General features: G+C 66.2%; 23 protein-coding genes. 10 read left to right on the top strand and 13 right to left on the bottom strand.

Features of this window, described 5'->3' with window-relative positions:
* Positions 1-9: 9 nt before the first annotated feature.
* Positions 10-852 carry an arginyltransferase gene (locus tag ACGHN1_RS08225; protein ID WP_390550192.1) on the bottom strand — a complete coding sequence of 281 codons (843 nt, stop codon included), beginning with the start codon at positions 850-852 and terminating at the stop codon, positions 10-12.
* 109 nt (positions 853-961) lie between these two features.
* Entirely contained in the window at positions 962-2206 is a 1245-nt protein-coding gene (locus ACGHN1_RS08230) for a threonine ammonia-lyase (protein WP_390550194.1), read from the bottom strand.
* An 86-nt stretch (positions 2207-2292) separates the two neighbouring features.
* Between ACGHN1_RS08230 and ACGHN1_RS08235 the strand changes: the two genes are divergently transcribed.
* The 3 genes from ACGHN1_RS08235 (at position 2293) to ACGHN1_RS08245 (ending at position 4663) form a co-directional block, all read left to right on the top strand.
* Positions 2293-3960 (top strand): amidohydrolase, encoded by a 1668-nt coding sequence (locus tag ACGHN1_RS08235; protein ID WP_390550196.1) that lies wholly within the window; start codon positions 2293-2295, stop codon positions 3958-3960.
* 152 nt (positions 3961-4112) lie between these two features.
* Complete coding sequence (locus ACGHN1_RS08240; protein WP_390550198.1) at positions 4113-4346, top strand: hypothetical protein; 234 nt, start codon at positions 4113-4115, stop codon at positions 4344-4346.
* 107 nt (positions 4347-4453) lie between these two features.
* Positions 4454-4663, top strand: coding sequence for a hypothetical protein (locus ACGHN1_RS08245; protein ID WP_390550200.1), 210 nt, complete (start codon positions 4454-4456; stop codon positions 4661-4663).
* 83 nt (positions 4664-4746) lie between these two features.
* Here the strand turns inward: ACGHN1_RS08245 and tatC are convergent, their stop codons facing one another.
* From tatC to ACGHN1_RS08290, 9 genes are all read right to left on the bottom strand, one after another.
* Complete coding sequence (gene tatC / locus ACGHN1_RS08250) at positions 4747-5538, bottom strand: twin-arginine translocase subunit TatC (RefSeq protein WP_390550203.1); 792 nt, start codon at positions 5536-5538, stop codon at positions 4747-4749.
* Positions 5538-5984: a Sec-independent protein translocase protein TatB gene (gene tatB / locus ACGHN1_RS08255; RefSeq protein WP_390550205.1), complete on the bottom strand. Its 447-nt coding sequence runs from the start codon at positions 5982-5984 to the stop codon at positions 5538-5540. The genes tatC and tatB overlap by 1 nt, the downstream gene beginning before the upstream one ends.
* A 17-nt stretch (positions 5985-6001) precedes the next feature.
* Positions 6002-6253 carry a twin-arginine translocase TatA/TatE family subunit gene (gene tatA, locus ACGHN1_RS08260; RefSeq protein ID WP_390550207.1) on the bottom strand — a complete coding sequence of 84 codons (252 nt, stop codon included), beginning with the start codon at positions 6251-6253 and terminating at the stop codon, positions 6002-6004.
* A 66-nt stretch (positions 6254-6319) separates the two neighbouring features.
* Entirely contained in the window at positions 6320-6928 is a 609-nt protein-coding gene (gene scpB, locus ACGHN1_RS08265; RefSeq protein WP_390550209.1) for an SMC-Scp complex subunit ScpB, read from the bottom strand.
* Positions 6925-7749 (bottom strand): segregation and condensation protein A, encoded by an 825-nt coding sequence (locus tag ACGHN1_RS08270; RefSeq protein ID WP_390550211.1) that lies wholly within the window; start codon positions 7747-7749, stop codon positions 6925-6927. The genes scpB and ACGHN1_RS08270 overlap by 4 nt, the downstream gene beginning before the upstream one ends.
* Positions 7746-8765, bottom strand: coding sequence for a beta-N-acetylhexosaminidase (nagZ, locus tag ACGHN1_RS08275; RefSeq protein ID WP_390550213.1), 1020 nt, complete (start codon positions 8763-8765; stop codon positions 7746-7748). The genes ACGHN1_RS08270 and nagZ overlap by 4 nt, the downstream gene beginning before the upstream one ends.
* A 90-nt stretch (positions 8766-8855) precedes the next feature.
* Complete coding sequence (locus tag ACGHN1_RS08280) at positions 8856-9560, bottom strand: SPOR domain-containing protein (protein WP_390550215.1); 705 nt, start codon at positions 9558-9560, stop codon at positions 8856-8858.
* A 2-nt stretch (positions 9561-9562) separates the two neighbouring features.
* Positions 9563-11302 carry an arginine--tRNA ligase gene (argS, locus tag ACGHN1_RS08285; protein ID WP_390550217.1) on the bottom strand — a complete coding sequence of 580 codons (1740 nt, stop codon included), beginning with the start codon at positions 11300-11302 and terminating at the stop codon, positions 9563-9565.
* 55 nt (positions 11303-11357) lie between these two features.
* Positions 11358-12017, bottom strand: a complete 660-nt coding sequence (locus ACGHN1_RS08290; protein WP_390550219.1) for a hypothetical protein — start codon at positions 12015-12017, stop codon at positions 11358-11360.
* 76 nt (positions 12018-12093) lie between these two features.
* Here ACGHN1_RS08290 and ispH point away from each other — a divergent pair, with 76 nt between their 5' ends.
* The 3 genes from ispH to rnhA are packed head-to-tail and all read left to right on the top strand — an operon-like array spanning position 12094 to position 14494.
* Complete coding sequence (gene ispH, locus ACGHN1_RS08295; RefSeq protein WP_390550221.1) at positions 12094-13071, top strand: 4-hydroxy-3-methylbut-2-enyl diphosphate reductase; 978 nt, start codon at positions 12094-12096, stop codon at positions 13069-13071.
* Between the two features lie 14 nt (positions 13072-13085).
* Complete coding sequence (locus ACGHN1_RS08300; protein WP_390550223.1) at positions 13086-14057, top strand: homoserine kinase; 972 nt, start codon at positions 13086-13088, stop codon at positions 14055-14057.
* The gene (gene rnhA, locus ACGHN1_RS08305) at positions 14054-14494 is read left to right on the top strand and encodes a ribonuclease HI (RefSeq protein ID WP_390550224.1); all 441 of its coding nucleotides are present in this window, start codon (positions 14054-14056) and stop codon (positions 14492-14494) included. Before ACGHN1_RS08300 ends, rnhA begins: the two co-directional genes overlap by 4 nt.
* A gap of 6 nt (positions 14495-14500) precedes the next feature.
* Here rnhA and ACGHN1_RS08310 read toward each other — a convergent pair whose 3' ends face one another.
* Together ACGHN1_RS08310 and ACGHN1_RS08315 are read right to left on the bottom strand one after the other, a co-directional pair.
* Positions 14501-15595 carry an NAD(P)/FAD-dependent oxidoreductase gene (locus ACGHN1_RS08310; RefSeq protein ID WP_390550226.1) on the bottom strand — a complete coding sequence of 365 codons (1095 nt, stop codon included), beginning with the start codon at positions 15593-15595 and terminating at the stop codon, positions 14501-14503.
* Complete coding sequence (locus ACGHN1_RS08315) at positions 15592-16599, bottom strand: alpha/beta hydrolase (RefSeq protein ID WP_390550907.1); 1008 nt, start codon at positions 16597-16599, stop codon at positions 15592-15594. The genes ACGHN1_RS08310 and ACGHN1_RS08315 overlap by 4 nt, the downstream gene beginning before the upstream one ends.
* A 52-nt stretch (positions 16600-16651) precedes the next feature.
* Between ACGHN1_RS08315 and ACGHN1_RS08320 the strand changes: the two genes are divergently transcribed.
* From ACGHN1_RS08320 to ACGHN1_RS08335, 4 genes are all read left to right on the top strand, one after another.
* Complete coding sequence (locus ACGHN1_RS08320; RefSeq protein WP_390550228.1) at positions 16652-17143, top strand: prepilin peptidase; 492 nt, start codon at positions 16652-16654, stop codon at positions 17141-17143.
* Positions 17144-17232: 89 nt separating this feature from the next.
* Positions 17233-18336 carry a Flp pilus assembly protein CpaB gene (gene cpaB, locus ACGHN1_RS08325; RefSeq protein ID WP_390550230.1) on the top strand — a complete coding sequence of 368 codons (1104 nt, stop codon included), beginning with the start codon at positions 17233-17235 and terminating at the stop codon, positions 18334-18336.
* A gap of 26 nt (positions 18337-18362) precedes the next feature.
* The gene (locus ACGHN1_RS08330) at positions 18363-19934 is read left to right on the top strand and encodes a type II and III secretion system protein family protein (RefSeq protein WP_390550232.1); all 1572 of its coding nucleotides are present in this window, start codon (positions 18363-18365) and stop codon (positions 19932-19934) included.
* Positions 19935-19948: 14 nt separating this feature from the next.
* Positions 19949-20605, top strand: a complete 657-nt coding sequence (locus ACGHN1_RS08335; RefSeq protein WP_390550234.1) for a CpaD family pilus assembly protein — start codon at positions 19949-19951, stop codon at positions 20603-20605.
* The last annotated feature ends 16 nt before the right edge of the window (positions 20606-20621 follow it).

Raw genomic sequence — 20621 nt, forward strand, 5'->3', positions numbered from 1 at the left:
AAGGCCGCCTTAGCCAACCATGCGATAGCGCGACGGTTCGCCGTCCTTGCTCGGCAGGGCTTCGCGATCGCGCTGCCCGCCAGGGGCGGTGGCAGCGGCGATGAGGCGCTTCTGCTCGCTGTCGGAGACACGCTCCCACCCGTTGCGCGTAAGCCGTTCGAGCGGTCGGTAACGGACTTTGTACTGCATCCGCTCCGACCCTTCGACCCAATAGCCGAGATAGACGTAGGGGAGCTCGCGGTCCCGGGCACGCCGCATGTGATCGAGGATGATGTAGTTCCCAAGTCCCGACCGTGCCTCGTGTTCGGGTTCGTAGAAGCTGTAGATCATCGACAGCCCGTCACCCTGGAAATCCGTTAGGCACGCACCCACCAAGCGACCCTGCTGCGACCCGACCCCCGGTTCCCGGTATTCGATCATATAACTCGATACTGGTGAGTGTTCCACCATATCAGCGAAATCGGACTCTTCCATATGAGTCATGCCCCCGCCGGGATGGCGGACCGCGAGGTAGCGCTGGAGCAGCTCGAATTGCTCCGCGGTCGCCCACGGTCGACATTCGGTGGCGACGAGGTCGCGGTTGCGCTTGATGTTGCGTTTCTGCGTGCTCGACGGACGGAATTCGTCGGCGACGACCCGGACCGAGATGCAGGCCTGGCAGTCGAGGCAGCTGGGCCGGTAGGCGACCGTCTGACTGCGGCGGAACCCGATCCGGCCGAGCGCCTCGTTCAGCTCGTCTGCCGCCTCGCCCTTGAGTTCGGTGAAGACCTTCCGCTCGGTCCTGCCCGGAAGATAGGGACAGGGCGACGGTGCGGTAACGAAGAAGCGGGGAAAGCGGATCGGGGCCGACACGGGTGTTTTCTGGTCCTCTCGCTGAATCGCGGTTGCGCCTGTGAGAGACCCTTATGCATGTTTCTCCGGAAGGGTAAAAGTTTCTTAACCACGAATTGCGTGGCCGCGCTCAGAGATCGAAGGGATCGACCGAATAGCCCTTGCCGCGCAGGTTCCCAATCAAGGCGTCGATCTGAGCCGCGTCCCGCGCCTCGCATTCGATATCGGCGAACAGGCCCTTCGCCGGCAGCGAGGTGAAGATGCGCTGATGATAGATTTCGATGATGTTGACGTTGTGGGCGTGGAATTCGCGCATCACGGCGAACAGCGCGCCGGGCCGATCCTGCAGCTCGACCCGCAGCCGCGCCAGCCGCCCGCTGCGCGCGAGATCGCGCAGCAGCACGTTGGCGAGCAGGCGCGTGTCGATATTGCCCCCGCACAACACCAGCCCGATGGTCTTGCCGGCAAAGCGTTCGGGGTTGGACAATACCGCCGCCAGCCCGGCCGAACCGGCGCCCTCGACGACGGTTTTCTCGATCTGGAGCAGCAGTGAGACCGCATGTTCCAGCGCCGCCTCGTCGACCAGAAGCATTTCGTCGACCAGCGCGGCGATGATCTCGCGGGTGAATTCTCCCGGTGCCTTGACCGCGATCCCCTCGGCCAAGGTGTTCCCGCCGCACGCCATGTCGGCGCGCTTGATGTGCGCATACATCGAGGGGAACAGCTCCGCCTGTACGCCGACCAGCTCGATGGCGGGATCGAGAGCGCGAGCAACCGTCGCCATACCGCTCATCAGCCCGCCGCCGCCGATCGGCACTACCAGGCAATCGAGATCCGGCTGCGCCTCGAGCATTTCGAGCGCTACGGTGCCCTGCCCCGCCGCGACGTTCGGATCGTCGAACGGATGGACGAAAGTGAGCCCGCGCGCACGCTCGATCTCTCGAGCGTGAGCATAGGCCTCGTCGAAGGTTTCGCCGAACAGTTCGACCTTCCCGCCCACGCTTTCGGTCTGCATCACCTTCACGCTCGGCGTGGTGGCGGGCATAACGATGGTCACGGGCACGCCGAGACGCGTGCCGTGATAGGACAGCCCCTGGCTGTGATTGCCCGCCGATGCGGCGATGACGCCGCGCGCGCGCCGGGCCTCGTCCATCAACAGCAGGGCGTTGAGCGCGCCGCGTTCCTTGTAGGCCGCGGTGAATTGCTGGTTTTCGAATTTCAGCCAAATGTCGGCGCCGGCGATCTGCGACAGCGTCTGCGAATGCAGCATCGGGGTTTTGACCACCGCGCCGTCGATGCGCCTTGCGGCCGCCCTGACGTCGTCGATGGTCAGCCGGTCGGTGGCCGGGCTCGGGAGGGTTTCTGTCGCGTTCATGGCTTCGTCGCTTAGGGCTCGCCCGTCCTCTGCGCAACGCGCTTGGGCCTTTCCCCGTCGGGCGCTTTGTCCTAACCGACCCCGCCATGAAGATCGCTCCCCAAGTCGCCCGCGCCGCCGCATTCGCCCTGACCTTGATTGCCGCCACCCCGGCCCTGGCCGACCAGCTGATTGAGAATGTCGAGGGGGTCAGGATCGACGAGAACGGCGAGATCGATCGTTTCAACGCGCTGTGGATCGGCGACGACGGCCGCATCCAGCAGGTCCTGGATCGCGGCGACAAGCGACCGCGCGACGTCGATTATCAGTTCGACGGCCGGGGGCAGGTCCTCATTCCAGGCATGATCGACGCGCATCTGCACGTCATGGGCCTTGGCCTTGCCCAGCTCACGCTCGATCTATCGGAGACCAGTTCGCTCGACGAGGCGCTGGCCGAGATTGCCCGCTTCGCAGCCGAGAATCCCGCGCGTCCTTGGATCCTCGGACGCGGCTGGAACCAGGAGAAGTGGGGTCTGGGACGCTTTCCCACCGCCGAGGAACTCGATCGGGCGGTATCCGATCGTCCGGTCTACCTGACCCGTGTCGACGGCCACGCCGGCTGGGCGAACACGCTTGCCATGGAGGCCGCCGGCATCACCGAGGCGAGCCAGCCCCCGGCCGGCGGTCGGGTCGAACGCCTTCCCGGATCGCAGCGACCCTCGGGCGTCTTCGTCGATGCGGCGGAGGAACTTATCGCCGGTGCCATTCCCGCCCCGCGTCCCGCCGAACGCGATCTCGCCTTCGCCGAAGCGCAGAAGCTGCTGCATTCCGTGGGCATTACCGCGGTGGCCGACATGGGCACCACGATCGAGGACTGGCAGACTTACCGCCGCGCCGGCGATCGTGGGGCGCTGAGCCTGCGAATCATGTCCTATGCCGCGGGTCCCGATACCATGGAGCTGATCGCGGGCGCTCGGCCGACGCCCTGGCTCTACGAGGATCGCCTGCGGCTCAATGGGGTCAAGCTCTATCTCGACGGCGCGCTCGGCTCGCGCGGGGCTTGGCTCAAGCAACCCTATGCCGACGATCCCGGCAATACCGGGCTGCCGCTGATGCAGTCCGCCCAGTTCCGCAACATCCTGGTGCGCGCCGCGAACGGCCAGTTCCAGCCGGCGATCCATGCCATCGGCACCGCCGCCAATGCGGAAGCACTGAATGCGATACACGAGATCGCCGAAAGCTTCCCCGGCGACCGGCGCTGGCGGATAGAACATGCGCAGATCGTCGATCCGGCCGACCTGCCTTTGTTCGGCGATCACGGGATCATCGCATCGATGCAGCCCACTCACCAGACGTCGGACCGGACGATGGCCGAGGCGCGGCTGGGCCCCGCGAGACTATCCGGCGCTTACGCCTGGAACGCCATCCTTTCTGCCGGGGGCAGGCTCGCCTTCGGATCGGATGCCCCGGTGGAATCACCCGATCCGTTCCCCGGTCTGGCGGCCGCCTTCACCCGCACCGATGCCAATGGCGAGCCCTTCGGCGGCTGGATGCCGGAACAGCGGGTCACACGTGAGCAGGCCCTCGCGGGCTACACCTCCAATGCCGCCTATGCCGGTTTCGCGGAAGGACGGTTCGGGCGTCTGGTTCGCGGGGAAAGAGCCGATTTCGTGCTTGTAGACAGGGATCCACTGCTGGCCAGCCCATCGGAATTGCGGGAGACGCGAGTTCTGGGGACTTGGGTCGGAGGCGAGAGGGTCTTTGGCGCCGAATGAGGCACTTCAGCCCGGCGCATGGCACCGCCCATCGCACCGATTGGACGTTTCGCCGAAATAGCGGGCGCAACGCGGCACGTTAACCTGGCCGAAACCATTGACCCAACATAGAGCCTTCGAAAGTGGGCCGATCGGCTACGGAAAGGACGAAAATGACGACCAAGCGGATTGTTCTGGCAAGTGCTGCAATGGCACTCGCAGCGGCCCCCGTCACTGCCCAGCAGGCACGGGCCGTACCTGTCCGCGACGCTGCTCCGGTAGAGGGCTCCAACGCCCTGGGCGGTGCTCTGGGCGGTGAGAGTACGCTGTTTTTCGTTCTGGGCATTGCCGCGGTCGCGGCGGCCATCGTCTTCCTCTCGGAGGACGACGATCCTGTCAGTCCATAGTCATACTTTGCGCCGGTGCGGCGGGCAATTGACCCTTGCATCGGAAAACCGGCTCGCCTATCAGCGGGTCAAATAGTTCAAGAAACTCAGTTCTCGAAGGAGACGAAATGATGAAGTTGGGAACCCTTACCGCCGCAGCCGCAGCCGTTACGCTTGCGGTCGCTCCGGCCGTCGCTGCCGAGCGCACCGTGGCTCCTGTCGACGATGCTTCCGAGCTTGGCGGCGGTGGCGCGATCCTCGGCATTCTCGCCGCAGCCGCGATCATCGGTGCGATCGTGATCGCCGTCGATGACGACGAGAATCCGATCAGCGCATAACTTCTGCGCCATAGTTATCGAGAAAACGGGGCCTTTTGGCCCCGTTTTTTTGTGGAAACTCACGGCCGGTCGTCCCGTCCCTGTCAGGAACCGGGCAATTCTTCTGCAGATGAGCCGTCCGTCTTCGCCCGGCGTTCGGTGATCCGCATGAGCACCAGCGAACCTTCGAAGAGCAGCAGCAGCGGTATCGCGAGTATCAGCTGCGAACCCGGATCGGGGGGGGTGATGATCGCGGCCACCGCCACGATGAGAACGATAACGTAGCGCCTCGCACTCACCAGTTGCGCCCGCGACACGATCCCGGCGCGGTGGAGAAGCAGCAACAGAACCGGCAGCAGGAAACTGATCCCGAAGGCGAGGATGAACTGCATCACCAGCCCGAGGTACTCGTTCGCAGTCGGCAGCGCCTGAATGGCCAGCCCCCCCGCCTCGCCTTCGAAACCCAGGAACCACGTGAAGGCAGTCGGCATCACGACGTAATAGGCAAGCGCCGCACCAGCTGTGAACAGCACCGGCGTCGCCAGGAGAAACGGCAAGAAGGCGCGCTTTTCCTTGGCGTAGAGGCCCGGCGCGACGAAGGCCCATAGCTGGTTGGCGATGATCGGGAAGCTGAGGCAGAATCCTGCGAACAAGGCCACCTTGAGCTCGACGAAAAAGACCTCGTAGAGCTTGGTGAAGATCAGCTGTCCCTCGCCATCGGGGAATGAGGATTTGAGCGGCTGGATGAGGAAGCCGAGGATCGGATCGGCGAAATAGAGGCAGATCGAAAAGGCGATTACGAGCGCCAGCACGCAGCGCATCAGCCGCGCGCGGAGCTCGATCAGGTGATCGAGCAGCGGCGCCTGGGTATCGTCGATATCGCGGATGACACCCATCAGTCCGGCTGCTCCGTCGGCGATTTCGATTTCTCGAGCGGCAGTTCAGGCTCGGCCTGTGGTTCCTGGTTGCTCGACCGCCCGACGGTCGCCTCGGCCCGCGCGCCCCCTCCTTCCCGATCGCGATCGGAGCCCGCTCCGTTCGAAGGGAGTGGCTCCATGACATCGTCGGTCAGCAGATTTTCGGGCTCTCGCACCTGTTCGGCAGCGCCCGGATGATCGGCCATGATCTTCGCGTTGCGCTCGCGCCATTCCTTCTCGGCGTCCTCGAGCTCGGCCTCGCGGATCATGTTGTCGATCCCGGCGCGGAAATGATTGGACATGCGTCGCATCTTGCCGATCCAGCGCCCCGCGCTGCGCAGTGCCATCGGCATGTCCTTGGGGCCGATGACCAGGATCGCCACGACGACGACGATCAGCAGCTCCATGGCGCCGATATCGAACACGCGGCGCTATCCGGCGATCAGGAGGGGGTTTCGGTCTTCTCGGCCGGGCGCGGATCGCTCGCCACCTCACCGGCCGGCTTGGCTTCGTGCGACGGGCCTTCGAGGCGGGGTGCCGGCTTGGAGACGCCCTCCTCCTCTTCCTTCATGCCCTTCTTGAAGCTGCTGATGCCCTTGCCGAAGTCGCCCATCATTTCGGAGATTCGCCCGCGCCCGAAGAGCACGAGGACCAGGATTGCGATGATGACGAGTTGCCAGGGGCCGAGCGACATGAGTTGGACCTTTGTATACTGTCCGCTGGATATAGGCCCTCGTCGGTCGGAGCGCCAGCGAAGATCCTAGCCGGTCCCGGCAGGGGCTTCGTCGAACGATTCCTCGACCGCCGGCTCGTCCGCTTCGACGAGCGCCTCGAACGCCTCCTCGACCGGGTCGAGCAGCCCGGCGGCGCGCAGTTCGGCGATGCCGGGCAGGTCGCGGCGGCTGGCGAGGCCGAAGTGGTCGAGAAATTCCGGCGTGGTCGCGTAGATCGTCGGTCGGCCCGGAACCTCGCGCCGCCCCGCGATGCGGATCCAGCCGGCCTCCATCAGCACGTCGAGGGTTCCGCCCGAAGTCTGCACGCCGCGGATCGATTCGATCTCGGCGCGGCTCACCGGTTCGTGATAGGCGACGATCGCCAGCACCTCGGTCGCCGCGCGGCTCAGCCGGCGCACCTGCTCGCGCTCGCGGCGCAGGAAATGGGCGAGCTCCGGCGCGGTCTCGAAATGCCAGCGCCGGCCTCGCTCGACGATGCGCAGGCCGCGCTCGGCGTAATGCTCCGCAAGCGCCTCGAGCCCGTCACGGATGTCGCCGTACGGTGCGTCGCCGAGAAAGCGCGACAGCTCCTCGACGCTCATCGGCTCCTCGGCGGCAAACAGAGCCGCTTCTATCGCCTTCTCGGTTTCGGTCATTGGCGCCTCCGGCGCAGGCGCAGCGCGCCGTAGGTCTCGTTCTGCTCCAGTTCCGCCCTCCCCAGACGCGCGAGTTCCAGCGCGGCGACGAAGCTCGATGCCAGCGCCGAGCGCCGCAGACGGGGCTCGGCATGCGGCGGCAGGAAATCGCGCAATTCGACCCAGTCGAGAGTGACCCCGAGCATCGCCGAAACCCGGTCGAGCGCGCTGTCGAGAGTCATCACCGGGCGCTCGCGGACCATGTGCACTGCCGGGGCGGTGCGCGCCTTCACCCGGCCATAGGCCTCGATCAGCGCGTATTGATCGCATTTCCACCGTGTCCGCCGGTCGATCCGCAGGCCTTCCGGTTCCCCCCTCAGGAACACGTCCCGCCCGATCCTGTCGCGGGCCATGAGCCGCGCCGCCGCCTCGCGCATCGCACCCAGACGCTGAAGCCGCAGTTGCAGCTTGAGCGCCAGCTCCTCGGCGCTCGGCTCCTCCTGCTCGTCCTTCGGCAACAGCAGCGAAGATTTGAGGAATGCCAGCCAGGCGGCCATGACCAGATAATCCGCCGCCAGTTCCAGCCGCAGCGCCTCGGCCCGCTCGATGTAATCCAGGTACTGATCGACCAGCGCGAGAATCGAAATGTGCCGAAGGTCGACCTTCTGCCGCCGCGCGAGATCGAGCAGCAGATCGAGCGGGCCTTCCCACCCGTCGAGCTCCAGATAGAGCGCTCCGTCCGGAGCCGCGGCGTCGTTTTCCGTATCGGGAGCGATGCCCTCCCAACCATCCTCTTGCGAAGCAGGCAGATCGTCGGTGAAGAGCAGCCCGTCGCCGGTCACACGCCGATGCCCGCCGCTTCGATGAGAGCATCGCGCTTGGCCAGCAATTCCCCCGTGTCTGCACCGTCCACAGGGTCGCCCATCGCGGCATGGACGCGGGACAGGCGTTCCGCCGCTTCGGGCGTCAGCGTGGGATTGCGGGTGGCGATACCGATCATGTCGTCGATCTTGCCCCAGCAGTTGAGAGTGATGTCGCAACCCGCAGCCAGAGCGCGCTCCGAGCGTTCCGGGACGGTGCCGGCCAGCGCTTCCATGTCGATGTCGTCGGTCAGCAGCAGTCCGTCGAACCCGATGGCATCGCGGATGATGTCGCGGATGATCCGGGGCGATTGGGTGGCCGGGTGCTCGGTATCCCAGGCCGGAAACATGAGGTGGCAGGTCATTCCCAGAGGATGATGCGATAACGCGCGGAAGGGGGCGATATCGGCGTCCAGCTCCTCGGCGGAGGCGTGGACGACGGGCATCTCCTTGTGGCTGTCCGCCGTCGCTCGCCCATGTCCCGGCATATGCTTGAGACACCCCACCACACCTGCCCGGCCCAGTCCATCGAGCAGCGCGCGGCCCAGAGCCGCGACCTGCATCGGTTCACTGCCCAAGGCCCGATCGCCGATCACGTCGTCGGTGTCCTCGCGGCGGACGTCGAAGGGCGCGTGAAAATCGACCGTCACGCCGCACTCGGCGAGTTCGCGCCCCATCGCTTCGGCGTTGACGCGAATCGCCTCGATCGCGCTGGCGGGTGCAACCCGGTACAGTTCGTCGAAGACCTGTCCTGCGGGATAGCGCTGCCATTCGGGAGGCTTCATCCGCACCACCCGCCCGCCTTCCTGGTCGATCGAGACGATCAGCCTGTCGCGCCCGTGGATGGCCCGGAGATCGTCGGTCAAGGCACGGAGCTGCGCCCGATCGACACAATTGCGGGCGAAGAGGATGTAGCCCACCGGATCGGCGTCGGCGAAGAAAGCGCGTTCCTCTCCGGACAGCACCGGACCGCTCAGGCCGAAGATTGCGGGTACCATGGCCAGGGAAAATCGCAGTTTGCCGTGGTTCCCGCAAGGTGCCGGAAGCCGCGAAATGTGGAAATCGACGCAAGCCGGACTCGGCCCGTCCTATTTGACCGTGCAAGGCACTCCGGCGCCGGTCAGAGCCCGGCACAGGCGGCGCGCGTTCTCTCCGCTGCCGCCGACCGCCTGAAGGCGATAGACCCTGCCGATATCGGCCTGTCCCTCGACGATCCGATAATCGACGCCCGACAGCAGGTCGGTCTGCCGGGTGATGGTCTGCCATCCGGCCTCGGCGTCGGCGCGGCTGGAATAGGCACCGACCTGGACTGCGGTGCCATCGGGCAGCGATTGCCCGCGCGCAGGCACGGGCTTGGCTTCGTCTTCGCTGGAGGAAGGAGGCGAGGTCTCCGCCGGTTGATCCGGACGTTCGGCGAGCCGTCCCTCGCGCGTCTGCCCTTCGCCCACCGCGAAGCTGGTGTCCCCGGTTCCCTCGAAGGTCTTGCCGCCGGCATTCTCGGGCGCCGTTTTGTAAGGTCCTTCCGGCGCCGCGACGATGGAGCCGTCCGGCTCCGGGCCGCCACCGACGCCCGAATTGGAAAGCCACCAGATCCCGCCGACAATCGCCCCGAGCACCAGGACCATGCCGACCGCGATGGCGATCAGGCGCGTGGTGTCGAAGCCCTGCGGCTCGTCGTCCTCGTCCGCTTCGAGCCAGGGGAGGCTTTCGTCGTCGTCGGCAAAGGCGAATTCCTCGCCGTCATAGGCGCCCTCTTCGCCCTCCGGCGTGTGGAATTCCCGCGCAACGGTCATGATCACATCTCCTCGACGACCTCGACCCCCAGGATCGACAGGCCGTTCCGGATAACCTGTCCGATCTGCGCGGCGAGGAAAAGCCGGGCGGAAGTCAGTGTCTCACTATCGGACTGGATGATCCGCTTGGAAGCATCGTCGTTGCCGGCATTCCAGAAGGCGTGAAAGGCGGCGGCGAGATCGCCCAGAAAGAAGGCGATGCGGTGCGGCTCGCGCGCCTGCGCCGCGCTCTCGACGACACGGGGGAACTGGGCCGCCTCCCGCACCAGCGCGATTTCGGTCTCTCCGAGCAGGTCGAGATGCTGGCTCGACGGTTCGAGCCCGGCCTTGCGCAAAGTCGAGCGGATGCGCGCGTGGGCGTATTGCAAGTAGAACACCGGGTTCTCGCGGCTCGCCTCGACCACCTTGGCGAAGTCGAATTCCATCTGTGCGTCGGGCTTGCGGGTCAGCATGGTGAAGCGCACGACGTCCTTGCCCACCTCCTCGACCATGTCGGCGATGGTGACGAAATTGCCCGAGCGCTTGGACATCTTGACCGGTTCGCCACCGCGCATCAGCTTGACCATCTGGACGAGCTTGACATCGAAGGGAACGTCGCGCCCCGCACCCTGGGTGAGCGCGGCCACCGCGGCCTTGATCCGCTTGACCGTGCCTGCATGGTCCGCGCCCCAGATATCGATCAGCGCGTCGGCATTCTCCGCCTTCTGGAAGTGGTAGGCGAGATCGGCCCCGAAATAGGTCCACTTGCCGTCGGACTTGCGGATTGGACGATCCTGGTCGTCGCCGAATTTCGTCGAGCGGAACAGGGGAAGTTCGACCGGTTCCCAATCCTCGGGCGGGGCCTTGCCCTTGGGCGCCTCGAGCACGCCGTCGTAGACGAGGTCCCTGGACCGCAGCCAGGCCTCGGCTTCCTCGGGCTTTCCCGCCGCCTGCAATGCCGCTTCGCTGGCGAAGACATCGTGCTCGATGCCCAGCAGCGCCAGATCGGCGCGGATCCTATCCATCATCGCGGCCACGGATTGCTGGCGGAACAGCGGCAGCCAGTCCGCTTCCGGCGCCGCGACGAAGCGATCGCCATGCTCCCGTGCCAGAGCCTCGCCGACCGGCCTGAGATAGTCGCCCGGATACAGGCCTTCGGGGATCTCCCCGATATCCTCGCCCAGAGCCTCGCGGTAACGCAGGTGTGCGGAACGCGCGAGCGTGTCGACCTGCCCGCCCGCATCGTTGACGTAATATTCGCGGATCACCTCGAAACCGGCGAATTCGAGCAGGCGCGAGAGCGCATCGCCGACCACCGCCCCGCGGCAATGGCCCATGTGCATCGGCCCGGTGGGATTGGCGGAGACGAATTCGACATTGACCCGCTTGCCGCCGCCCATCGCCGAGCGGCCGTAATCCGCGCCCAGTTCCGCGATCGCCAGCAGTTCGCGCCGCCACGCCGCGTCCGAGAGCCGCAGGTTGATGAAGCCGGGCCCGGCGATGTCGACGCCGGTGATATCCGGATCGTTCTCCAGGTGGACGCCGATCTTTTCCGCCAGCGCGCGCGGGCTGGTGCGGGCGTGCCGGGCCAGCACCATCGCCGCGTTGGTCGCCAGATCGCCATGCGCGGTGTCGCGCGGTGGCTCCACGGCGACGCCGTCGCGTGGTACATCCGCGGGCAGCGCACCTTCGAGTTCGAGCGCGTTGAGGGCGGCGCCGACCTTCTCGGCGAAGGCGGCGTGAAGCGTCTGGGGTCGGGTCATTGCCGCGCGCGCCTAGCCCAGCGGACAGCGCTCGCCAATAGGCGCCTGCGCGCGATCAACGCGTGGCGTTGTAGGCCAGCTGATCCTCGCTGAGCTGAAAGCCGACCAGCAATTCGAACGTCGCGCGCTGGATTGCCGCGCGGACCGCCGGGTCGGTCAGCGGATCGATCGCGGCATCGGCATCGCCGGCCCGGCGCCTGCGCGTGATCTGTTCGCGAATGTCCTCCGGCAGGGTCGCTTCCGCACGATTGACGAAAGCTCCCGCGGTTCCGGTGGTCTGAGCGCGTTCCTGGCCGTCGGCGAAATTGATCGTGACCGTACCGAGCCGCTTGGTGACGACCGCACTGCCGCCGCGCAACACGGTGGCGAAATAGGGCAGCTGGACCTGCCGCGCACCACGCGTGTCGGTCCGGCGAGCCAGAACGTCGAATGTCGCCTCGGCATAGATGCGTTCGCCGGTATCGTTGCAGGTCGAACGCAGATTGGTGATCGCCGCGGTCACGTCGAGATCGCTGGCGAGTCGCGAATTCGGCGCACGAAACGTGGTGATGTCGCCGGTGTAGTCGGGAATGCCGACCGCCGGGCACACACTGCGCACGGCGGAAATGCCCACACCTTGGTCGAGAACCAGTTCGCCTTCGCGCGCGCATCCCGCCAGCGCCGCTGCCCCGGCTGCGAGAGTGAGACAGGATCTGGCAAAATTTCGGCTGCGCATTCGCGGAACGTTCCCTGGCTGGTCGTGACCTCGCGCGCCCTAGCTTGACGCGCGGCAAAGCGCTAGGGGGCGGGATATGAACGCCCCCTTGCATTCCACCCGCCCCGATCCGGCCGCCCGGCCCATGCTGACGCTGCTGATCGCGGCCCCTCGCGGCTTCTGCGCCGGGGTCGATCGCGCGATCGAAATCGTCGAGCGGGCGCTCGAGAAATACGGCGCGCCGGTCTATGTCCGGCACGAGATCGTCCACAACCGCTACGTGGTCGAGGGGTTGAAGCAGAAGGGCGCGATCTTCGTCGAGGAGCTTGACGAGGTGCCCGACGGACGCCCCGTGGTCTTCAGTGCGCACGGGGTGCCCAAATCGGTACCGGCCGAGGCCGAACGGCGGGAACTGCTCTACGTCGATGCGACCTGCCCGCTGGTCAGCAAGGTCCACCGCCAGGCGGAACGCCAGATCGAGAAAGAGCAGCATATCCTTTTCATCGGCCATGCCGGGCACCCGGAAGTGATCGGGACAATGGGACAGGTGCCGGAAGGCAGCATGACGCTGGTCGAGACTTTGGAGGATGTCGCCAGGCTCGATTTCGGACCGGACGAGGCGCTTTCCTATCTCACCCAGACCACGCTCTCGGTCGACGACACGGCGGAAATCGTTGCCGCGCTGGAAAAGCGATTCCCGCAGATCGTGGGTCCGAAGGCGGAAGACATCTGCTACGCAACCTCGAACCGTCAGGCAGCAGTTAAGCGGATCGCCCCGGCGAGCGACCTGGTGCTGGTGATCGGCGCGCCAAATTCTTCCAATTCGCTGCGGCTGGTGGAGGTTGCCGAACGCCTGGGAACCGATGCGCGCCTGATCCAGCGCGCCGACGACATCGATCCCGCTTGGCTGGTGGGCGTCGGAACGGTCGGCCTGACCGCCGGGGCCTCGGCACCCGAGACGCTGGTCCGCGAGGTGGTGGCCAAGCTTTCAGAGTGGCGCGAGGTCGAAGAGCGGACGATTACCGCCGCCGAGGAGAAGATGGTTTTCAAGCTGCCCCGGCAACTCAGCGAATAGGCAGCCCGGGAGGGATGGCGGTCTACACCCATCTCGGCTCGGAACGCCTCGCCGAGCTGATTGCCGCCTACGACGTGGGCCGACTCGTCTCGGCCAAGGGGATTGCCGAGGGCATTTCCAACAGCAACTGGCTGATCGAGACGACCGGACGCGACGGCACTGGCGCGCGATACGTGCTGACCATGTACGAACGCCGGATCGATACCGACGAACTTCCCTTCTTCCTCGGCCTTCTAGATCATCTGGCAGCCAAGGGTTGTGCGGTACCGGCGACGATTCACGATACCCATGGGGCCGGATATCGCGAGATCGACGGCAAGGCGGTGGCGCTGATCGAGTTCCTCCCCGGCGTCTCGCCCTCGAAGCCGACGCCGGTCCAGGCCCGGTCCGCGGGCGCGGCACTGGCAGACATTCATCTCGCCGGCATGGATTTCGCTCGCAGCCGTCCCAATCCTCTGACGCCGGATCATTCCGCCAAGGTCCTCTTCCGGTTTGCACCCGACCGGCTGCGCAGGCTCGATCCGCGACTCGCGGCCATTGCCGATGTAGCCGACGACATCGCCCGGGAGGCAACGCAGGACCTGCCCCGATCGATCATCCACACCGACCTTTTCCCAGACAATGTCCTGATGCTGGGCGATACGGTAAGCGGACTGATCGACTTCTATTTCGCGGCCGAAGGAGCGATGGCCTACGATCTTGCCGTCACCCACGCCGCCTGGAGCTTCGATCAGAGCGGCGATGCATTCGAACCTGCGATTGGGCGAGCGCTGGTCGACGGTTACGAAAGCGTCCGCCGCCTCGATCCCGATGAGCGCGACAGCCTGCCCATTCTGGCGCAGGCGGGTTGCCTGCGATTCGTCGCCAGCCGGACCGAAGACTGGTTCGACACCCCGGCCGACGCGCTCGTCAGGCGCAAGGATCCGATGGAATTCGTGCGGCGGCTGGAATTCTATCGGGATAGGCGCCAGAAGGCATTTCCATGAAGCGCGTTGAGATCTTCACCGATGGGGCCTGCAAGGGCAATCCCGGGCCCGGCGGCTGGGCCGCTCTGCTGCGGCTGGGCAGGCACGAGAAGGAATTGTCGGGCGGCGAAGCCGATACGACGAACAACCGAATGGAGATGACCGCCGCGATCCGCGCGCTCGGCGCGCTGATCGAACCGTGCGAGGTCACGCTCTATACCGACAGCAAATATCTGATCGACGGGATCACCAAATGGGTCGCGGGATGGCAGCGGCGCGGCTGGAAGAATGCCAGCAAGAAGCCCGTGCGCAACGCCGATTTATGGCACGAACTGATCGCACTGACCGAACGTCACCGGGTCGAATGGCAATGGGTTCGCGGGCATAGCGGCCATCCCGAGAACGAGCGGGTCGACAAGCTGGCAAGCGATGCCGCGCAGCAGGCCGCCTTCGCCTGACCGGTCTCAGCCGAACCGTTCGGGTGCATAGAGCGAAGGGTCGAGCCCGCGTGTCATTTCGTCGCGCGGTTCGCCGAGGAGAATCTGAGCGGCAAGCCGGGCGGCGGCGGGGGCGGTCTGGATACCGTAGCCCCCCTGCCCCGCGAACCAGACGAAATCCGGTACCCGCGGGTCGGGGCCGTAGACTGGCCGGCGATCGGGCGCGAAGCTGCGCAGGCCCGCCCATTTGCGCTCCACCGCCTCGACCCGCCAGCCCATCACCGCTTCGAAGCGGTCGATGGCCTCGGCCACCGCAAGCTCGTCGGGCGCGGCATCGCAGGGTTCGCTCGGAGCCTCGTCGTTGGGGCTGAGCCACAACCGACCCGCCTCCGGTTTGAAATAGAACCGACCGGAAATGTCCAGCACCAGCGGAAGGTCTGCGGGAGCCTGCGGATCGGTTCGCAATTGCACCACCGTGCGGCGCAAGGGCCGGATCCCGAGCGGCCGCGCACCCGCAAGCCCTGCGATCCGGTCGGCCCATGCGCCGGCGGCATCGACGATCACGTCGGCATCGAACCGCCGCCCATCCTCTGTATCGATCCTCCAAACGTCCGGCCCGCGCTCGAGCCGGGAAACCCGGGCGCGGGTTTCCAGTCGCACTTCCCTGCGCCGGCCGAGCTGGAGGTAATGCGCGTGGAGGCCGGCCACGTCGATGTCGGCGCAGGCCTCTTCCCAGACCGCCCCGGTCCAGTCGGGCCGCAGTCCGGGCAACCTGTCGCGCAAAGCTGCTCGCCCCACCCGTTCGATCGCCGCCCCGGTTCCGGCAAAGCGCGCCAGGAAAGCATCGAGCGCGTCGGCATCGCGGTCCCGACCGATGTAGAGCGCCCCGCGGCGATGCAGGAAGCCGTGCTGGCGCAGATAGGGACCGGAAGCGAGGGTAAGTGGGACGATCTCGGGACCGCCGTAGCATTCCTCCCAGAACGCCGCCGAGCGCCCGGTCGCGTGATAGCCCGGCGTATCCTCGGCCTCCAGCAGCAGCACGCTCGTCGAACCGGCCAGTTCGGCAGCCAGGCTCGCCCCGGCCATGCCGGCACCGATGACGGCGAAATCGTATCGACTCACCGTGATGCAGGCACCTTGCGATCGAGGAAACCGGCGATGGTGGCCATGGCCCGCGATCGGACCGGGTCGGCCTCGCGCAGGATCTCGTGATGCGCGTCGTCGGCGAAGTCGACGAGCTCGCAATCGGGGAGCCGCGCGCAGGCCCTTTCGATCGCGGCATGGCTGACCAGCTGGTCCTTGCTGGTCGCGACGATCAGCACCGGGACATGCATCGCCTCCATCCGCCCGGCGGCGAACATCGCCCTGGTCGAGGCATAGGCGCGTTCGACCCAGCCCCAACTGCCCGGCCCCATCACCAGTTCGGGGCGTTCGGTGCGCCACCAGAGCTCGTCGGCGTAGCGATCAAGATCGTGAGTGAGAAGCTCCTGACGTCCGGCCGGCATCTCGCCAGGCTTCTCGCTCCACTTCCACGCCGGCCGGCTCGGCGCGCCGATCAGGGTCATCGCCCGCGCAATTCCCTGTAGGAGCGGCAGGGGGAGAGGCGGCCCGGCCATGCCGAGCATCGGCGCGGAAAGCACCAGCGCATCTGGCCGAACCCGACGCTCGATCGCCGCGCGCAGGGCGAGGTGGCCGCCCATCGAATGCCCGGCAAGGACATGCGGGCCCGGCGTCTGCGCCGTCCATTCGGTCCAGAACGCCGCGAGATCGTCGAGCCAGACGGAAAAGTCGCCCACGTGACCGGTGGTCGCATCCTTGCCCAGCCGGCCCGATCCAGCCTGCCCGCGCCAGTCGGCCGCGGTGACCCTCCAGCCGGCCCGGTGCCATTCCTCTAGCATTTCGAGGTACTTCTCGTAATTGTCGCCCCGTCCGGGGAAGAACAGGATCGACCCGCGCGGACGCTCCGCGGCGCCGGGCCAGTCGATCCGGCGCAGGCGATGTCCGTCCGCCGCCAGCCATTCGCTCTCGCGCGCCGCCGATGGGATCGCGCGGCGATCGATCGGGGTTTCCCGGTCGGTCCGAACGGCGGCGGCGTCGCTGATACCGAACTCCTCGTGGTTACTAATTGGTAAGCCATGATCTGTAGCACTGCCCGTGAGACTTATCTCGGGGACCCGGATGCTTCAGGAATACGCCTATTACGGACTGCTCGGGGCGCTGACAATCGCGCTGCTGTTCGCGGGCTTCACCGATCTCAAGAGCCGCCGGATCGCCAATTGGCTCAACGCCGCGATCGCCATCGCCGCGCCCGCCTTCTGGTGGGCCAGCGGCCTCGATCCGTGGCCCGGCATAGCCCAGCAACTGGGCGTGGCGCTGGCGACCTTCGCCGTCTGCGCAGGGCTCTTCGCCATCAGGATGATGGGTGGTGGCGACGTGAAGCTGCTGACCGCGCTGGCATTGTGGATACCGCCGGCTGCCTTTCTCAAACTCGTCGTGGTCATGGCACTCGCCGGCGGCGTGCTCACCATCGTCTTCGGCGCCTGGCACATCACGCGCCGCCGCCGCGACCGCATCGCCATCCCCTACGGAGTGGCAATCGCCTTCGGCGCGCTGTGGGTGATCGGCACCGAGGGTCTCGCCCGGGACAGCGCAATTTCCATGATCGGATGACAACCCGATCTTAACCAATCCGGCCGTAAGCCGGGAAACCATAGGCGTCCGCCAATTCGCCGCGGACCAATCAGGGGGCTAGATTAGCCATGGACAGGAAGAAGCTGGTTTTGCTGGCATGTGCGCTGATCGTCGCGATCGGCACTGCTCTGGTCGCACGGAGCATGTTCGCCGGGGCCGCGGCACCAGAAGCACAGGCAGCCACGGTTCCCAGCGGACCCAAGGTTCTGGTGGCGCAGCGCGCGCTGCCGGTCGGAACGATCATCACCGCGGATTCCCTCGGGTTCCAGCAATGGCCCGCCGAACTGGTTCGCGATGCCTATTTCATCGAGGGCGAGAGCGATATCAGCACGCTGCTCGGCACCGTCGTGCGGCATCCGGTCACCGCCGGCGAGCCGGTCACGCAAGGCTCGCTGGTGAGCCCCGGCGATCGCGGGTTTCTCGCCGCCGCTCTGACCCCCGGGATGCGCGCCATCACTGTTCCGGTCGATGCCCGGACCGGCGTGGCGGGCTTCATCTTTCCCGGCGACCGCGTCGACATGGTTCTGACCCAGACAGTCGAAGGCACCGAAGGTCAGTCGCTCAAGGCTTCGGAAACCATCATTCGCAACCTTCGCGTGCTCGCGACGGACCAGGCGACCGATCAGGAGACCGCCGAAGGCAAGACCGTGGTCCGCACAAGCACCACGGTGACGCTGGAAGCGACTCCCAAGATCGCCGAGAAGATTGCGGTCGCCCAGACGATCGGCACGCTCAGCTTTACGCTGCGCTCGTTGGCCGACAATTCGAGCGAGCTCGAACGCGCCCTTGCCGCCGGCAACGTCGTCATCCCCGACGATGCGACGCCCCAGGAAGAAGAACGCCTGCTGCGCGAAGCCATGGCCCGTCCCGACGATGGCCGCAGCACCTTCGCGACCGGCGCCGACGTCTCGCGGTTTCAGCGCGGCACCATGCCTTCGCAGACGCCGCGCCAGGAAACCCAAACGACCGCACCCGCAGCACCCGGCGACCCATCGCCCGCCAGCCGCCCCGTCCGCAGAGGCCCGACGGTAACGGTGACTCGCGGCAAGGAAGCCGAAGAAGTGCCGGTCGGAACGACCCGCACCTCGGCGAACACGATCCTCAATCAGCAATCCGCCGGAATGGCGAAGGGAACCGGATCGGTGCCCGGAGCCGCGGCCACGCTGCGCTAAGAACAAGCCATCAGGGGGCTAGTCTCATGAAACGTCGTCTTATCAAGAATGTGCTGCTCGCCGGCCTGGCGCTCGCGCCGCTGGCAAGCGTGCCGGCGACCGGGGTGCAAGCCCAGTCGGTGGTCCGCCCCACCAGCGAGATCGTGCTTTCGATCGGCCGCGGCGAACTCGTCAATGTCCCGGGCTCGATGGCCGATGTCTTCATCGCCGACGACAACGTCGCCGATGTCCAGGTCAAGTCGCAGCGCCAGCTTTACGTCTTCGGCAAGTCGGGCGGCGAGACAACGGTCTATGCCAGCAACGCCGGCGGCGACATCATCTGGTCGGCGAACATCCGCGTGGGCTCGAACATCGGCAGCATCGACCAGATGCTCGCCCTCGCCATGCCGGAAGCGCGCATCTACGTCGCCACCATGGGTACGAACACGGTGCTGCTGACCGGCACCGTCGCCGCTCCCGAGGATGCCGCCGAAGCGCAGGCACTGGTCCAGGCCTTCGTCGGCGAAGAAGCGAACGTCATAAGCCGGCTCAAGATGGCAACGCCGCTGCAGGTCAACCTGCAGGTCCGCTTTGCAGAAGTGAGCAAGAACTTCGTGCGCGCGATCGGCGCCAATTTGGCGACAATCGACAGCACCAGCGGGTTCAAGTTCGGAATCACCAATGGCGGCATCAGTCGGCTGGCTCCCGGAGGTTCGCTGGGCACGGGTGGTACGGTCATCGACCGTTTCATAAACCCGGCGACAGGCGCTATCGAGGAACGTCCCGGCTCGAGTGTCATCGGCACGGGTACCGGCTCGACCATCGCCGCCTTCGGCAGATTTCTCGGGCTCGACATCGGTAGCGCCTTCGATCTCGCCGAGCGGCAGGGCATGGTCACCACGCTCTCGCAGCCAAACCTGACCGCACTCTCGGGCGAAACGGCCGAATTCCTCGCGGGCGGCGAATTCCCGATCCCGCTGAGCCAGGGCCTCGGCTCCACGACCGTCGAGTACAAGAACTTCGGCGTCAGCCTCGCATATACGCCGACCGTGCTCGCCAATGGGCGCATCTCGATCCGCGTCCGACCGGAAGTGTCGGAACTCTCGACCCAGGGCGCAGTCCAGCTCGACGGCTTCACCATCCCGGCACTGACCGTGCGCCGGGCCGAAACAACCGTCGAACTGGGTTCGGGCCAGAGCTTCATGATCGCCGGGCTCATGTCGGCCAATTCGCAGAATTCGATCGACAAGGCTCCGGGTGTGGGCGACGTCCCCATCCTCGGCAATCTCTTCCGATCGACCGAATACCAGCGGGGCGAAACCGAACTGGTGATCGTGGTCACTCCCTATCTGGTCAAGCCCGTGGACGATCGCGACATCCGACTTCCCACCGACGGTTTCCGGTCCCCGAACGATGCCCAGCGCCTGCTCGGCTTCCTCGAGAACGACGGCGTCAGCGGTGCCACCAGGCCGATGCCCACCTCTACGGGTCCCGCGGCTGGACAGGCGGTGCCCCAGGTTTCCTACGATGCCGCCAGCGCTCCGGTCGAGGCCGAGGCGCGTCGCGAGGAACGCACCGCCGAGGCCGATCCCGCGGTTCCCGGCTTCAGCTTCAAGTAAGAGGGATACAGACGATGAGCACCATCACCACCAAGCGGATTTCCGCCGCCCTCGTCCTGGGCCTGAGCGTTTCTGCCTGCGGCACCACGGCCACGACCAACCGCACGCTCTACAGCGTCCACCAGCCGGTGGTCGAACATAGCAATTTCACGCTCGATGTCGCCACCACCCCCGGCGGTCTTCCGGTGTCCGAACAGCAGCGCGTGCTGAGCTGGTTCGATGCGATGGACCTTCGTTACGGCGACCGGATCGCGCTCGACGATCCTGCGGCCTCCCCCGCCGTACGCGAGGCGGTGCAGGATCTCGCGGGCCGACGCGGCGTGCTGCTGGCCGAAGGCGCTCCGGTGACGGTGGGCTACGTCCAGCCCGGCCAGGCGCGTATCGTGCTCACCCGCTCTTCCGCCTCGGTTCCGACCTGCCCCGACTGGTCGGCCAAGAGCGAGCTTGCTTACGACAACGGCACTTCGTCGAACTACGGCTGTGCGATCAACACCAATCTCGCGGCCATGGTGGCCAATCCGGAAGACCTTATCTCGGGCCAGAAGGGCACGGGCGAAACGGTGGTGACCACCGCGACCAAGGCCATCCGTACCTATCGCGAGCAGGAGCCGACCGGTGCGGCCGGCCTCTCCGAAGTGAGCTCCGCCCAGGCTGCCGGCGGCGGCGGTTGAACTTAAGCAGAGGAAG

This window comes from Qipengyuania sp. MTN3-11, assembly GCF_042851825.1.
Classification (GTDB): Bacteria; Pseudomonadota; Alphaproteobacteria; order Sphingomonadales; family Sphingomonadaceae; genus Qipengyuania.

Bases quoted from the DNA above. Each gene is read 5' to 3' on its own strand.
- ACGHN1_RS08230 (WP_390550194.1), bottom strand. From the start codon at position 2,206: ATGAACGCGACAGAAACCCTCCCGAGCCCGGCCACCGACCGGCTGACC.
- ACGHN1_RS08235 (WP_390550196.1), top strand. From the start codon at position 2,293: ATGAAGATCGCTCCCCAAGTCGCCCGCGCCGCCGCATTCGCCCTGACC.
- ACGHN1_RS08240 (WP_390550198.1), top strand. From the start codon at position 4,113: ATGACGACCAAGCGGATTGTTCTGGCAAGTGCTGCAATGGCACTCGCA.
- ACGHN1_RS08245 (WP_390550200.1), top strand. From the start codon at position 4,454: ATGATGAAGTTGGGAACCCTTACCGCCGCAGCCGCAGCCGTTACGCTT.
- tatC (WP_390550203.1), bottom strand. From the start codon at position 5,538: ATGGGTGTCATCCGCGATATCGACGATACCCAGGCGCCGCTGCTCGAT.
- tatA (WP_390550207.1), bottom strand. From the start codon at position 6,253: ATGTCGCTCGGCCCCTGGCAACTCGTCATCATCGCAATCCTGGTCCTC.
- scpB (WP_390550209.1), bottom strand. From the start codon at position 6,928: ATGACCGAAACCGAGAAGGCGATAGAAGCGGCTCTGTTTGCCGCCGAG.
- nagZ (WP_390550213.1), bottom strand. From the start codon at position 8,765: ATGGTACCCGCAATCTTCGGCCTGAGCGGTCCGGTGCTGTCCGGAGAG.
- ACGHN1_RS08280 (WP_390550215.1), bottom strand. From the start codon at position 9,560: ATGACCGTTGCGCGGGAATTCCACACGCCGGAGGGCGAAGAGGGCGCC.
- argS (WP_390550217.1), bottom strand. From the start codon at position 11,302: ATGACCCGACCCCAGACGCTTCACGCCGCCTTCGCCGAGAAGGTCGGC.
- ACGHN1_RS08290 (WP_390550219.1), bottom strand. From the start codon at position 12,017: ATGCGCAGCCGAAATTTTGCCAGATCCTGTCTCACTCTCGCAGCCGGG.
- ispH (WP_390550221.1), top strand. From the start codon at position 12,094: ATGAACGCCCCCTTGCATTCCACCCGCCCCGATCCGGCCGCCCGGCCC.
- ACGHN1_RS08300 (WP_390550223.1), top strand. From the start codon at position 13,086: ATGGCGGTCTACACCCATCTCGGCTCGGAACGCCTCGCCGAGCTGATT.
- rnhA (WP_390550224.1), top strand. From the start codon at position 14,054: ATGAAGCGCGTTGAGATCTTCACCGATGGGGCCTGCAAGGGCAATCCC.
- ACGHN1_RS08320 (WP_390550228.1), top strand. From the start codon at position 16,652: ATGCTTCAGGAATACGCCTATTACGGACTGCTCGGGGCGCTGACAATC.
- cpaB (WP_390550230.1), top strand. From the start codon at position 17,233: ATGGACAGGAAGAAGCTGGTTTTGCTGGCATGTGCGCTGATCGTCGCG.
- ACGHN1_RS08330 (WP_390550232.1), top strand. From the start codon at position 18,363: ATGAAACGTCGTCTTATCAAGAATGTGCTGCTCGCCGGCCTGGCGCTC.
- ACGHN1_RS08335 (WP_390550234.1), top strand. From the start codon at position 19,949: ATGAGCACCATCACCACCAAGCGGATTTCCGCCGCCCTCGTCCTGGGC.